Origin of the sequence: Paenibacillus sp. FSL K6-4396 (genome assembly GCF_038002525.1) — a bacterium.
GTDB lineage: Bacteria > Bacillota > Bacilli > Paenibacillales > Paenibacillaceae > Paenibacillus > Paenibacillus amylolyticus_B.
This window is the reverse complement of the sequence record NZ_JBBOCR010000001.1, coordinates 970,833-984,821: the sequence shown is the minus strand read 5'-3', so window position 1 is coordinate 984,821 and position 13,989 is coordinate 970,833. Positions and strand designations below refer to the sequence as shown.

The window sequence follows — 13,989 nt, the reverse complement described above, 5'->3', positions numbered from 1 at the left end:
AGGAAAAAGTTACCGTTTGCCTCAATATATTTCTATCTATCTCCCAATATTACCTTACATCCACCATCGTAGCATGATAAGGAAAGGTAACCCCGATGTAATAAGCAGCTGTTAAGGTGAGCATATAATAAAATACAAACCACAGATCAGCCCGCGAATAGCCAATCTGAATGTAATACGTTCGGCTCGCTCCATCCGTAAATCCTTTCGCTTCCATCGCTACCGCCATTCGCTGTGCACGGCGAATGCTCTGTGCCAGCAGCGGAATAGCGTAACGCTTGAGTGTACCATACACGTTCCAGCGAGAGCCACGTTGCTGTGTTCCACGAATACGAATAGCGTAACGGAGCGTCTGGAATTCATCCAGCAAAATCGGGATCATGCGCATCGCGGCCAGAAAGCTATAGGCATATTTTGCGGGAAGCCGCCACTGCTGCATCAGGGAATAAAACAGCCGTACTGGCTTGGTTGTAAGACCAAAGAGTAACCCTGCCGCAGCCATAGTCAGCGAGCGAAAACCCAAGTGTAGACCGCGATAGAAGCTCTCTTCGGTTATGTGGATCAGTCCCCACTTATACCATGTGGTCTCACCCTTACCAAACATCATCATGCCTGTAGACGTGGAGATAAAAACCAGAATAAATGGTGATGCATACAGTATCAATCTGTACCACGGATGACCTGTCCAGCACAGTAATAACATCATCGCCAATGCAACGTTGGCCATTACATTCAGATTGTGAATGAGGATAACGATGAGGAACATCAGTGTCAGAATAATCATCTTCAACCCCGGATTAACGGAATGAAGCCAGGTTTCACGATGAGGAAACGACAGTTGCATCACATAACCTCCCCTCATCCACCGACCAGATTCGGGTGCAATATCTTTTTACAATTTCACGATCATGGGTAACCATAACAATGGCTGTTCCCTCTCTCCGCAATTGCTCCAGTTGTGCTAACATGGCAAACGTATTGCGGGCATCCTGTCCAAAAGTGGGTTCATCCAGCAACAGAATTCGCTGCTCTCTGACCAATGCGGATGCCACGCTCAAACGTCGTTTCTGCCCCATCGATAATTGATAGGGGTGGCGCTCGGACAAATCGACTAGTCCAAATTGATTTAACATATGAGTAGTTCTGGCATGTCTTTCTTCCGTTGTAAGCCTGCCCCCCAGCAATGAGAATTCCACTTCTTCCGCGACGGTGTTGGTTACAAATTGAAACTCCGGGTTTTGAAAGACAAACGCAATCTGATCTGCAAGCTGTTCCGTTTTGCCAGAAGGCTGACCGTGCACCTCATAATGACCTGTTGTTTTCAGGATATTCATCAGAGATAACAACAATGTACTCTTGCCAGCTCCATTGGCTCCGACAATACCAATCCAATCCCCGTGCCATACCTTGGCCTGTTCCACCTGAATGAAAGGTGTTTTTCCACGCCATCCGGTGAACTGCTGCAAGTCCAGTGCAGGCTGATCGGCTGACGATACAGGCGATAAGGATGATACATGAGATACGGGGAATATGCCCAATGTATCGTATAAGCCAGACGAATGCTGTGCTTCCAAGCTTGAGATGCCCTGATTCTCACACGCTTGAAGCTCTCCAGGAATATTTTCCTTTTCTTCTTTTGTTGCCCTCTCCTGCTCATGCTCTTCCCACACGCCTGGATACCAGATTCCATAATCCCTCAACTTGCTCCGTTCATCCGTGAATACCTGCTGTGCTGGCCCATCCGCCACAATCTTTCCTTCAGGTGATAAGACAATGATGCGGTCGACCATATCCACAATCTCGTTTATTTTGTGTTCAACGATTATGATCGTTTTGTCACTGGCGATCCGTTTAATGGTATCCCACACTTGGGAAGTACCCTCATCATCCAGCAGTGCAGTGGGTTCATCCAAAAACAATACCTCCGGGTCCATGGCAAGCATTGAAGCAATCGCGAGACGCTGCTTCATCCCCTGAGACATGGACTGGATCAATACACGATTCTGTTCAAAGGATAACCCCACTTGTTTCAGATAATATTCAATCAGCCCTGGCATCTTTTCACGCGGAATATTTCGGTTTTCCAGCACAAATGCGATCTCTTCATCCGTAAAGGACATACAGAACTGGGTATCCGGATCCTGAAAGACTACTCCTGCTCTGGCGGGAACCTGAATATCATCACATTTCATCGGAATTTCAACTGAACGTGGAATTAAACCGCTCAGAATTTGCAATAACGTCGATTTACCGGAGCCGCTTGGGCCAAGCAACAGCACTTTCTCCCCTTGACGCACAGAAAGAGACAAGCCTTGAAATACCAAGGCTTTCTCTCCCGGGAACTTGCATCTTAGATTTGTCACACTTACCGCTTGCGAATTCCCCTCTACGCTCATCTAATCCAGCGCCTCATAATCTTGTTTGGATACTGGTCTGAGTGAGCGTGTTACACCGGTCAGTTCCAATGCTTTGGCGAGATAATAAGCAAACACTCCTGCAATCAAGATGCTTCCGATGAAGCGGAATCCGATAAATAACGTATAATTCCAGGCCGAGAGTGAATCAATATACCCGTACTGATAATCCAGCAAAAGCGAAGCCGCTGCGGCTCCTATGGCTGCAAGACAGGTGACAAACAGGTTTGTTTTACGATACAAAAATGCGGCGAAGAATATCTCGGCTCCCAATCCTTGCAACAGACCGTATACAAGTGTGGACATGCCCCATTCACTGCCCAGAAAAGCACTTACCGTTGAAGCCGCAACTTCGGCAAGAATAGCCACGCCTGGTTTACGAGTGATAACAAAAGCAAACGTACCCGCCATAAACCACATGCCGTAGATCATCTGCTCCGCATGAACGCCAAATGGTTTCATCAAGTCATATGTAGGTCCCCATATCTTGTAAATCACCCCAAACACTACTGCGATCACGATGGTTACCAAAATATCCGTTAGTTTCAATCGCTTGTTGCCTGTTGTTGTTGCCATGTTCTCTACGTCCTTCCTTTGTTCCCTGTGGGAGTTGTAAAAGTGTGTGTTCAAAAAGACTGGTTGAACAACCTCTAAAAATAAACGAAAAAGCCTCCCCGGTTCCGGGCAGGCCTTACGTACAGTATACAATCCTCACAATGATGTATTGGGTGGATGTCGAAAATACGGAATATCAACCATCCCTCTCCGCCCTGGCAGATACACCACCACAGTTCAAAAAGATCTGTTGTTCATCCACGTTCATTCTCACAATTCACCCTTACATATCGCAAATCCATGTTCTCTACGCTGGCATTACCCAGATCAGATGTACGGTCAGCGGCACAAGGCCACTCTCTCAGCCCAACTTCATTGAGCTCCCGGTTCACTTATTTCATTGCTTCTAATGTACATCAGATGGGTATTTGTGGCAATGGTCTCTACAAAAATCAATGTTGGCATAGGAAAAGGCATCCCCCTGGATGCCTTTTGGACATACTTCACGATGTGAAATAGCTACCTTATCCGTTACAAGCCTTCAATGCGTATTCCAAGGTATCCTTGTTCTTAATATTGCGTGTTCCCTGACTGGCTCGTTTTCCCTGAAGCAAACCCCTTGAACAACGTTGGTACTTTGGAATAACGGGTATTCGTAATTTTCCCTTGTGATGTGCTGCTGTCTGTACGCATAATCGAATCTTTTACATTAGAAATGTTGGAGTTATCCAGCGTCATGTTAACTGCGAAGGAAGTTCCACCATTTTGGCGAACCAGTTTGCCAATATCATCTGCACGGAAATTTTTGATGTTAATTGTTCCAGCTGCATTCATCTGGAACACTTTATCATAAGCCTTATAAGCTGCCCCACCGGTAATGTTAACCGTTCCGGCAGACTTCAATGTCAGTGCATCCTCGCCCACGTCCTGCCAGACCACATTCGATATATTACAGTTGCCATAACAATGAACACCATCAGCAGCTGGTGATCCAATGTTTACGTTTTTGAGCGTGGCCCCTGCCTCCAGACGAAAGACTGGCTTCTGATTTTCTGCTTGAGATCCGTCGCCCAGTGTGGAAGGATTGGCTACAAATGTTTTACCTTGGCCGTCATAGGTCGTGCCCTTTGGAACCACAATGGTTGAATTTACAACGGTAGGTGCAGCCGCAGCCGGAACGGCACCAAATATAGAAGCAACCAAACCAGCGGACAGCAACAACGTCAACATTTTTTTCATAACTTTATTCCTCCCTTATTCTCTCGTTATTTGATAGTGTACAAGCCTGAGCTTGTCCTGGAAGATCGTCAGAGGTGCACCTCTGTCCGACCCACAACCTAATCCTACCAAATAAGGAAGGTAACTAGAATAATCATTAGATCAGATATATTATGACATCGCACAATCCCTGTCATATCCTCGTTTTTTGCATGCCAGGTCTCTCAAGCAATATGCTCATATCAACCTCTGGTATGCTCATTTGTAACGTATGCACCCTCACTTGAATCCCCGATAACAAAGAAAGACCACTACATTTGTCTCCAAATGTGTGATCTTGAATGGCTTCCGGCTTGCTGATATAAGATATCAGGCTCCGAATCTCTGACGATAACCGCACTTTCGACACAACTCTTCCACAGCTTCGCGCCTGGAGAAGCCATATACCAGATTGTTCGCTCGCTCACCCTCAATAATCTCCGAGAATGACTTCTCGTGCACATTACCAAGGTTAATGACACCCTCACCATCAAGACAGCATGGAACCACCGTTCCATCTACAAGCACAGCTGCCTGACCACGCAATGCATGGCAGAAGCCTTTGCCGTCATCTTCAGGTGCATCCAGACTCGGCCACTGGAACTCATGGTCCTGATTCAGGTATACATTCGGGGCAATTTTGACCCCGCTGCCTGGAACTACTTTTTCCTCAATTCGGAAGTCCAGATTGAACTCACGTTCCAATACTTCAAGGGTCTCCCGATTTCGATTCATCTGAGCATTTGTGAAGTTATCCTGCGTCAGATTCCACAACCGGAATGAGATGATGACATTGTGCTTCACCGCTTCGTGAACAAAAGACAGAATGTTGCTCAGGTATCCGTCACGGTCGGTCGAACCTTCATGCCCATCGAAGCTGTGCAGGGAGAAATTCATCTGCCGCAGCGCCGGTTTGCCAAGCAATTTATGCTGAGTCTTGGGCAATAGTGTACCATTCGTTGTAATGTTCACCTTGAGTCCCTTCTCATGTGCGGAATCGAGCAACAGATCTATTTTGGGATGCAACAAGGGTTCACCTTTGACATGTAGATAAATATGATTGGTGTGTGGTTTAACTTGTTCCAGTATATTGTTGAAGACTTCAGGGTCAATGAATCCTTTGGCACGCTGCGTCTGTGGACAGAAGCTGCAAGCCAGATTGCAGATACTCGTGATCTCAATATATACTTTTTTGAACGTTTTCAACTCGGGTCCCCATTCTGCCTAGGAGGGAGAACAATCCCACCTGCATTTTGTGATCCGGCCTATACGGGCCATCCCTATTATATCGGGTTCATGAGCCAAGGTAAATCAGAGAACTGGTTTATCTGGTTGTGTCAAAATGATTTGGCTAGTGCCAAATGAACAGATTCAATCGCATGAATACGTGTTGTATCAAATAATGGAACTTCTGAATCCTCTACTTTTACTAATAATCCAATTTCGGTGCAACCTAATATGATCCCCTCAGCTCCATCATCAACTAGCCTTTGGATCACCTTTTTATAATAATCCCTTGATAAGGGCTCAATTTTCCCTAAACATAATTCCTCATATATTATTTTATTGATAACTTTTCTATCCTCTTCATTCGGTATCAAAACCTTAATACCATTCAATTCAATTCGTTTTTTATAAAAGTCTTGTTCCATCGTATATTTAGTGCCAAGTAAACCAACCGTACTTATTTTGGACTTATGAATTTGATTTGCTGTTGAATCAGCAATATGTACAATGGGTAAACGCACTTTTTCTTCAATATGTTTAATCACTTTATGCATCGTATTTGTACAAATTACAATCATTTCTGCTCCTGCCTTTTCCAGAGACTGAGCAGCATTCCCTAATAATTCACCAGCACTTTCCCAATTACCTTCAGCCTGATAACGCTCGATTTCTTCAAAATCCACGCTATATAAGATGCATTTGGCTGAATGCAATCCTCCCAATTTATTTTTCACTTCTTCATTAATAATTCGATAATACTCTAACGATGACTCCCAGCTCATTCCACCAATAAGGCCAATCGTTTTCATATACACTCCCCTTTCCATTTAATACATCCCGAAAGCAGCATATAGAAATTTAATAGATATTGTACCGTATCTATCTGATTAAATAAACGAAGCGTATTATGAATCCGCGGAAAGCCAAGATCAGTACTCACATTCTTTCCGAGCGCCCCCTTTACATTCCACTTGCATGTGATATATGCTGAACACACAACTGCATATCTTGAACATTGCACTAGGGGAGCCTTACGGCTGAGACGAATCGAATGATTCGGACCCTTTGAACCTGATCTGGATCATACCAGCGGAGGGAAGTGGAGCGGCCTTTCAGTAAGCGGATTTTTTCATGTTGATGATGAAATTTAATGTGAATTGAACTTACAGACCCACTCATTTCTCCGGAAATGGGTGGGTCTTTTTCGCGTTCTGCGGGCAGATCAGAAGGTGTAATTAAAGATCCCGTAGTTTGAAGTTGAATTTGGAATAACAAGGGGGGACAAAACGAGATGGATAATAACATAACCATTCACAACATGAGCTACGCTTTCCCGGAAAAAAGGGATTCCCCCGTGCTCTCCAATGTGTCGATGCGTGTAGCCAACGGCGAATTCGTCTCGCTTATCGGCTCCAGCGGCTCCGGTAAAAGCACCCTTTTCAAGCTGCTGGCAGGCCTGCTTGAGCCAACCCATGGAACCATAGAAATTCCTTGGGTCCCTGAAGGAAAGCGACTGGGGCAGGTGGCCTATATGCCACAAAAGGACCTCCTGTTATCCTGGCGAACCGTCATGGAGAATTGCATGCTCCCCGCTGAACTTGCTCCAGAGCGGCAGGATAAGGGGAGAATTCGCGCGGACATTCTGGCTGGGCTCGACAGATTTGGCCTATCCGGCTACGCGCATGCTTACCCAGACGAGCTATCGGGTGGCATGCGCCAGCGTGTCGCGCTGCTTCGTACTTTGCTGACAGGTGGCCAACTCATGCTGCTGGATGAACCATTCGGCGCACTCGATGCCTTAACCAAACGGGAGATGCATCGCTGGTTGTTGGAACTGTGGGAGGGCTTTGGCAAAACCGTGTTGTTCATTACGCATGACATTGAAGAGGCGCTGCTGCTCAGTGATCGGATTATCCTGTTAACTCCGGGGCGCCAAGGCCAACAGCTACAGGATTTGACGGTACCTTTGCCACGTCCAAGACATTCGGACATGATCTATGAACCGGCGCTCGTTCAGATGAGACGACGACTGGAGGAACAATTGCATGCGAGAAGGTAACTTGGGAGACTGCATGAAGGATAGCGTAAGGCGTTGGCTTGCCCGTTATGGTCTGTTTCTTTGGCTCCTGCTCTTGTTGCTTGTCTTCTGGGAGTGGATTGTGCGTATGGGATGGGTGCCCTCCTTCATCATTCCAGCCCCAACGGCGATTGCCAGCTCCCTGTATGAGCATCGCTACCTCCTGCTGGCTACACATCTGCCTGCTACCTTGATGGAGGTTATTGTTGGTTTTGGCTTGTCCATAGTGACTGGAATTACGCTAGCGACAGGAATGCATATGAACCGATCGATTGAAAAGGCCTTGTATCCCTTCATCGTGATCAGTCAAACCATACCACTGATTGCCCTGTCCCCTGTATTCATCCTGTGGTTTGGTTATACCTTGTGGAGCAAAGTCGCCGTGGTGTTCCTGATCGCCTTCTTCCCCATTGTGGTCAGCACCTACGATGGACTTCGCCAAGGCGATCCAGAACAGCGTGAACTGCTGCTCACCATGGGCGCCAGCAAGTGGGATATTTTTTGCAAACTCCAGGTTCCACTTGCCCTTCCCTCTTTTTTCTCGGGGCTAAAGATGTCTGTGGTGTACTGCGTGGTTGGTGCAACGATTGGCGAATGGCTCGGTGGCAGCAAAGGTCTCGGATACTTCAGCCGCCGTATGTCCAGCAACATGAACACGGACGCGATGTTTGCCGCTATTGTGCTGTTATCCCTGCTTGGGATCGTTTTGTTTATATTGATTGCCTGGCTGGAGAAACGGTTTAACACACGCCGTCATGGAGGCAAAAGAAAGAACGGATAATCTTGGAGAGTGAATCCGATTTAATGATAGGAAGTATGATTTCCAAACACTTTTTTCACATATCATCAGTTATGTTTCAATCATCACGTTGTCCGTTAACATCCTGCTGTTCTTCTCCTACAAACCTTAAACAATGAAATGAGGAACTTCCATTATGAATAATAAAGGCATACACTCCCTGCTTCCCATCATGCTCATTAGCCTTTTGCTGATAGTCAGTGGATGCAGCACCACGAATACCAGCAGTAACACGCCAACAACAGACTCTGCAACCAATGCACAACAAACAGACAAGTCTGCAACCGAACCAGCATCAGACGCCAAAGATAAACTGTCCATCATGCTCGACTGGTACCCGAATGCAGTACACTCCTTCATCTATGTGGCTCAGGAAAAAGGGTACTTCGCAGACCAAGGTCTGGATGTCGAAATTCAGATGCCTGCGGATACCAATGATTCACTCAAACTTGTTGCTGCCGGTAAAATTGATCTGGCCTTAAGCTACCAGCCCCAAATCTTGCTCGCGCGTGGCGAGACCATTCCTGTACGATCTATTGCTGCTGTTGTTCGGCACCCGCTTGTTCATCTATTGACCGAAGCCAATGGCAACGTGAGTTCACCCAAAGATCTTGACGGAAAAACTGTCGGGTATTCTTCAATTCCGCTGTATGAAGCGATGGTTCGTACGATGATCAGCCACGATGGTGGCAACCCAGATAACATGAATCTGGTCGACGTTGGATTCGATCTGATTCCTTCACTGGCTTCCGGACAGGCGGATGCGATTATGGGTGGTTTTATTAACCATGAACAATTGATTTTGGAGAAAGAAGGACACTCCATGAAATCAATTAACCCCGTCGATTATGGCGTACCTGATTATTATGAACTGGTCCTGACTGCGAGTGAAGCTGGCATTCAAGCAAAAAAAGAACAGCTTACCCGGTTCGTCAAAGCGGTCCAGGAAGGACAAAAATATGTGACTGAGCATCCAGAAGAAGCCTTGAATATTCTGCTCGCTCATGAGAATCAAACGTCTCCGCTTGACCCGGATGTCGAAACCAAAAGCCTTACTATTCTACTGCCACTTATGAATGAAGAAGGCCAACCGTTTGGTCGGCAGGAAATGGAATCATGGGAGAATGTACGTGCTTGGCTCGTTGAACAGGATCTGATTCCTGAATCGGTGAAAGCCGAGGATGCTTTTATTAATCTGCAAGGAGAGTAAATAAAGGAGAGCAACGTGAATAAAGGAAAAGTGACTGAACGCAAGGGAATGAAAGCAATGTCATCAAAAGCAAAGTTAGCAAGAAACGTTAGGATCGGATGCAGGAAGTTTTGCGAAATGGAATTGCCCTGAAGCAAGCATCTGAGAATCAGAATTTTTAACAAGCCAAAGTGATTTGATGTGCATCAGAGCAGCTTGATATGCGTTTTGGTGGCTTGTTGGTATGAATTTGGTATGAACATTAGCGCATATCTTCAAACCTTCCGGGAGCTAGCTCCTTAATGTGCTTGGAGTAGAGCATGCAGCGAGCGCTAACGAATCTGAGGCGTCCTATTCAGGGATTTGTAGCGGTTGCAGAAATCTAAAGAACCTGAAACATGTTATATCAGAATAAATAGCTGTTTGCAGCGTTTTGGTCAGGAGATTCTGGGAAATAACGTGTCTGACGTTCCTTAGATTTCAAAAGTAGGATTTGACAGCCAAATAAGATGTCCTGGGTTCTTTAGAAACACCGTCTGACCAGTCGTGCCCCAATCAGTTGGGTATCGACCAGCCTGGACTTCAAGACACTGGTTAGACGCTAACATCCATCACACTATCTCTTGCCTGAGTTTGGAGAAAGACCCGGGTTCACTTTCTGTATTTTGTATCGTTTCGTTTTGTACTGTTTCGTAGCTGTACGGTTGTCTATCTGCGAATTTACATTTTATATGAATCTACCTTTTAGCTATTTCAATCAAGGCTAGATATCGATCAGAATGATTCAATTTGTCTATATCCTGTTACAAAAAAACCCTTTTTAGTGAGTTATGAAATTAATTTGGATTTTACGTTTCTGCTTTTCTCGCATTAATGCATCTGGCTGTTGTTAGACTCTGCGCCCCAACTCAACAAGGAGACTCATATTCTATTATTCTGCTGAGTGACTCCAGATATCGGACTTCCGCCGATGGGGTTACTTCATAACAAGGAGGAAATTATATGTCTTATCTGGAACGTGTTCGTACGCAAAATCCGCTGGTACAAAATATCACCAACCTTGTCGTGGCTCCCTTCACAGCCAATGGTCTGCTTGCACTAGGTGCGTCCCCTTTTATGGCCTATGCTCATGAAGAGGTCGCTGATGTCGCCAAGATGTCAGGAGCCGTGGTACTCAACATCGGTACACTCGATGACAAAGTCGTTCAGGCGATCCGTCTGGCAGGCCAATCGGCTAATGCGTATCACGTGCCTGTGGTGCTTGATCCGGTTGGAGCTGGTGCGACCACCTATCGTACAGAAACCGTGCAGATGCTCGTTCGTGAGCTTCGCCTCACGGTGCTGCGCGGCAATGTGGCGGAAGTCGCCAATGTCATCGGTGAGAGCTGGAGTATTAAAGGTGTGGACGCAGGATCAGGTGAAGGTGACCGGATTGGAATTGCGGAGCGGGCAGCTCATAAACTTGGCTGTGTTGTGGTCATTACCGGAAAAGAAGATATCATTACTGATGGACAATCCACATTCCTTACGAGTAATGGTCATGCCCTGCTCACTCAGGTCACAGGTGCTGGCTGTCTGCTCAGTTCGGTGATTGGTGCTTTTACAGCCATAGCGGAATCCGGAGCCGATCTTCTAGGCAGTGTTGTTGAAGCGCTCGCGTTTTATGGTGTAGCGGCTGAACTGGCGGCAGAGCGGACAGCTCATCAGGGGCCGGGCAGCTTCCAGATTGAATTGTTGAATCAACTGGCACAAGTAACACCAGACCTCTTGGCAGAACGCGCACAAATCCGTCAGATCCGTGGAGGTGCAATATGAGCATTGCTCAAGCGCTAACCATTGCAGGTTCTGATAACGGGGGAGGTGCAGGAATTCAGGCTGATTTGAAAACATTCCAGGAGCTTGGCGCATACGGCATGACTGTTATCACTGCTATTGCTGCCCAAAATACCACAGGTGTGCAGGGCGTTTTTCCCATCCCTTACGATGGCATTGCCCAGCAATTGGACTCGACGGGTGAAGACTTTCAACCAACCGCAACGAAGACCGGCATGTTATATAGTGCCGAAATTATTCGTCTAGTGGCTGAGAAATGGCAGCATTACCGTTGGTCTAATCTGGTCATCGACCCTGTGATGGTCGCCAAAGGCGGCGCTCCCCTGCTCCAGCAGGAAGCTGTCCAAGCGCTGGTTACGGAGCTGCTGCCCCATTCCTTGATCACAACACCTAATATTCCGGAAGCCGAACTGCTTACCGGAATGTCCATCACGAATCTAAGTCAGCGGGAAGAAGCCGCGAGAAGGATTGTAGAGATGGGCTCAACGTATGCTTTGGTCAAAGGTGGTCATGATGAAGGAAGTGGCATGATCGTTGATGTGCTCTACGATGGGCAGTCTTTTCATTATCTGGAGAATGTTCGTGTAGTAACACGTCATACACACGGAACAGGATGCACGTACTCTGCGGCCATTACCGCAGAGTTAGCCAAGGGTTCACCTGTTCTGGCTGCCGTTACGACCGCGCGAGCATTCATTCAGGCAGCCATCGAAGATGAGCTGGGGATTGGGGCCGGACATGGGCCGACAAATCATTTTGCATATCAGCGCAGACAGCGGGGTGAGCAGTGATGCGCCCTTGGGATGCAGAAGCGGTACAACGCGCGATGAAGGTGTATTTGGTGATGGGCAGCGTCAATACAACGCAAGACCCTGTGGAAGTGCTGCGCCAGGCCATTGCTGGCGGCATCACGCTGTTCCAGTTCCGTGAAAAGGGAACTGGCGCCTTGGTCGGCGAAGCTAGCATCACGCTTGCGATGCGGCTTCGCGAGGTGTGCAGCCAGCACGGAGTCCCGTTCATCGTGAACGATGATGTGGAGCTGGCTGTAGCGGTGGAGGCCGACGGCGTGCATGTCGGCCAGGAAGATGCGGACGCGGCGCTGGTACGCGCCCGTATTGGAGATGGGCGGATGCTTGGCGTATCCGCCCACTCTGTGGATGAGGCGCGCCGTGCCGTGCAGGCGGGCGCCGACTACCTTGGCGTCGGGCCCATGTACCCGACGCGCTCCAAAGCGGACGCCCACGCTGTGCTGGGCCCCGCAGGGGTGGCGGAACTGCGCGCCGCAGGCATCGCAGTTCCGATTGTAGGTATCGGCGGCGTTACGCCCGATACCACGGCCGCCGTGATGGCGGCTGGAGCCGACGGCGTAGCCGTCATCTCCGCCATCGCGGGCGCGGCCGATGTGCGCGCAGCGGCTGCACAGTTCGCTGCGGCAGTGCGCGGGATGCAGGCGTAGCCCTGCTATCCCTGCACTGCCAGCCCCATGGGCTGCACCGAATACATGGTGCGGCCCATAACCGCTCGCTCTCCTCTCCATAACAGAGGAGCCTCCCCCTGCGGTGCGGCAGTCTATGTCTTCGACTTAGAAGCGCATCCGCTCCCCTCCAGTGACTGGATGATACAATAATTCAGTCACATCTATTCACCAATCCATGATCAAGATGCAGCCTCCATGCTTGCATCTTGTTTTTTCATTTTCAACGGTTGACTCTCACGTAACGTGACACTGTACAATCGATGTTGTAAGGAGGTTTCACACATGGCCATGAAGGTAAAAGAAGTTGCCGAACTTGCCTCGATCAGTGTGCGCACACTGCATCACTATGATGAGATCGGACTATTAACCCCCGACGAAGTGACTTCTGCCGGGTATCGATTATATTCAGATGCCGACCTGGAACGGTTACAGCAGATTTTGTTTTTCAAGGAACTCGACTTCTCTCTGAAGGAGATCAAAAACATTATAAACAACCCCTCCTTCAATCCAGAAGAAGCACTTAATATGCATCGACTTATACTGCTGGAGAAGCGCCGACGCTTGGACCAGATGATTGCTACCATTGATAGAACGGTTTTACACGTGAAAGGAGAAATTAAAATGACAGCCAAAGAACAATTCGAAGGATTTGACTTTAGCGAGAATCCGTATGAACAAGAAGCGCGGGAACGTTGGGGAGACCATGCCGTCGATCACGCAAATCAGAAGCTGCACAGTAAATCAACCACAGATCAGAAGGCTCTATCAGATCAAATGAACAAGATCTACAAACATCTGGCTTCACTTCGTCACACAGAACCAGCTTCTGCCGAGGCACAGTCTGGCATCAAAGAGTGGTACACTTGGCTAAACCAAATGGGAAACTACTCGCCTGAAGCCTTCAGAGGACTTGGTCAGATGTACGTGGACGATGAACGCTTCACGCGTAATATTGATCAGTTTGGCGATGGTTTGGCAGTATTTATGAGAGATGCTATGGCTGTATTTGCTGACCAAAACAAATAATATAGCCCTGTCTTCGATCACATTCAGTATTATTCAACTCTCATTGCTGTCAGATGTGCACTGTAAACGATAGTCTGGAAGTTACCCCCTGTCCTGAAAAGGTAAAATATTCTCGTCATCAGCTTTATTCGCAGT

The 13,989-nt window shown here is 47.6% G+C and carries 13 protein-coding genes and 1 riboswitch; of the genes, 7 read left to right on the top strand and 6 right to left on the bottom strand.

Annotated elements, in window-relative coordinates; all coding sequences use genetic code 11:
• Nucleotides 1–49 precede the first annotated feature (49 nt).
• From MHB85_RS04435 to MHB85_RS04410, 6 genes are all read right to left on the bottom strand, one after another.
• Nucleotides 50–844, bottom strand: a complete 795-nt coding sequence (locus MHB85_RS04435) for an energy-coupling factor transporter transmembrane component T family protein (RefSeq protein WP_210109735.1) — start codon at nt 842–844, stop codon at nt 50–52.
• The gene (locus tag MHB85_RS04430; protein WP_210109736.1) at nt 819–2,396 is read right to left on the bottom strand and encodes an ABC transporter ATP-binding protein; all 1,578 of its coding nucleotides are present in this window, start codon (nt 2,394–2,396) and stop codon (nt 819–821) included. The genes MHB85_RS04435 and MHB85_RS04430 overlap by 26 nt, the downstream gene beginning before the upstream one ends.
• Nucleotides 2,397–2,990 (bottom strand): ECF transporter S component, encoded by a 594-nt coding sequence (locus MHB85_RS04425; protein WP_210109737.1) that lies wholly within the window; start codon nt 2,988–2,990, stop codon nt 2,397–2,399.
• Nucleotides 2,991–3,539: 549 nt separating this feature from the next.
• Entirely contained in the window at nt 3,540–4,208 is a 669-nt protein-coding gene (locus tag MHB85_RS04420) for a pectate lyase (RefSeq protein WP_036606151.1), read from the bottom strand.
• Nucleotides 4,209–4,556: 348 nt separating this feature from the next.
• Complete coding sequence (locus tag MHB85_RS04415; protein ID WP_105601077.1) at nt 4,557–5,432, bottom strand: radical SAM/SPASM domain-containing protein; 876 nt, start codon at nt 5,430–5,432, stop codon at nt 4,557–4,559.
• A gap of 131 nt (nt 5,433–5,563) precedes the next feature.
• Nucleotides 5,564–6,262 (bottom strand): aspartate/glutamate racemase family protein, encoded by a 699-nt coding sequence (locus tag MHB85_RS04410; protein WP_192132586.1) that lies wholly within the window; start codon nt 6,260–6,262, stop codon nt 5,564–5,566.
• A 203-nt stretch (nt 6,263–6,465) separates the two neighbouring features.
• A riboswitch (TPP riboswitch) is annotated at nt 6,466–6,568 on the top strand.
• 176 nt (nt 6,569–6,744) lie between these two features.
• Here MHB85_RS04410 and MHB85_RS04405 point away from each other — a divergent pair.
• From MHB85_RS04405 to MHB85_RS04375, 7 genes are all read left to right on the top strand, one after another.
• Complete coding sequence (locus MHB85_RS04405) at nt 6,745–7,512, top strand: ABC transporter ATP-binding protein (protein WP_192132584.1); 768 nt, start codon at nt 6,745–6,747, stop codon at nt 7,510–7,512.
• A complete protein-coding gene (locus tag MHB85_RS04400; protein WP_411735834.1) occupies nt 7,499–8,311 on the top strand; it encodes an ABC transporter permease in 813 nt (270 codons plus the stop codon). The genes MHB85_RS04405 and MHB85_RS04400 overlap by 14 nt, the downstream gene beginning before the upstream one ends.
• A 154-nt stretch (nt 8,312–8,465) precedes the next feature.
• Nucleotides 8,466–9,539, top strand: coding sequence for an ABC transporter substrate-binding protein (locus MHB85_RS04395; RefSeq protein WP_192132582.1), 1,074 nt, complete (start codon nt 8,466–8,468; stop codon nt 9,537–9,539).
• A gap of 981 nt (nt 9,540–10,520) precedes the next feature.
• Nucleotides 10,521–11,333, top strand: a complete 813-nt coding sequence (thiM, locus tag MHB85_RS04390) for a hydroxyethylthiazole kinase (protein ID WP_192132580.1) — start codon at nt 10,521–10,523, stop codon at nt 11,331–11,333.
• Nucleotides 11,330–12,142, top strand: coding sequence for a bifunctional hydroxymethylpyrimidine kinase/phosphomethylpyrimidine kinase (gene thiD / locus MHB85_RS04385; protein WP_192132578.1), 813 nt, complete (start codon nt 11,330–11,332; stop codon nt 12,140–12,142). Before thiM ends, thiD begins: the two co-directional genes overlap by 4 nt.
• Nucleotides 12,142–12,807, top strand: a complete 666-nt coding sequence (thiE, locus tag MHB85_RS04380) for a thiamine phosphate synthase (RefSeq protein ID WP_192132576.1) — start codon at nt 12,142–12,144, stop codon at nt 12,805–12,807. Before thiD ends, thiE begins: the two co-directional genes overlap by 1 nt.
• A 303-nt stretch (nt 12,808–13,110) precedes the next feature.
• Nucleotides 13,111–13,854 carry a MerR family transcriptional regulator gene (locus MHB85_RS04375; RefSeq protein ID WP_192132574.1) on the top strand — a complete coding sequence of 248 codons (744 nt, stop codon included), beginning with the start codon at nt 13,111–13,113 and terminating at the stop codon, nt 13,852–13,854.
• Nucleotides 13,855–13,989 lie beyond the last annotated feature (135 nt).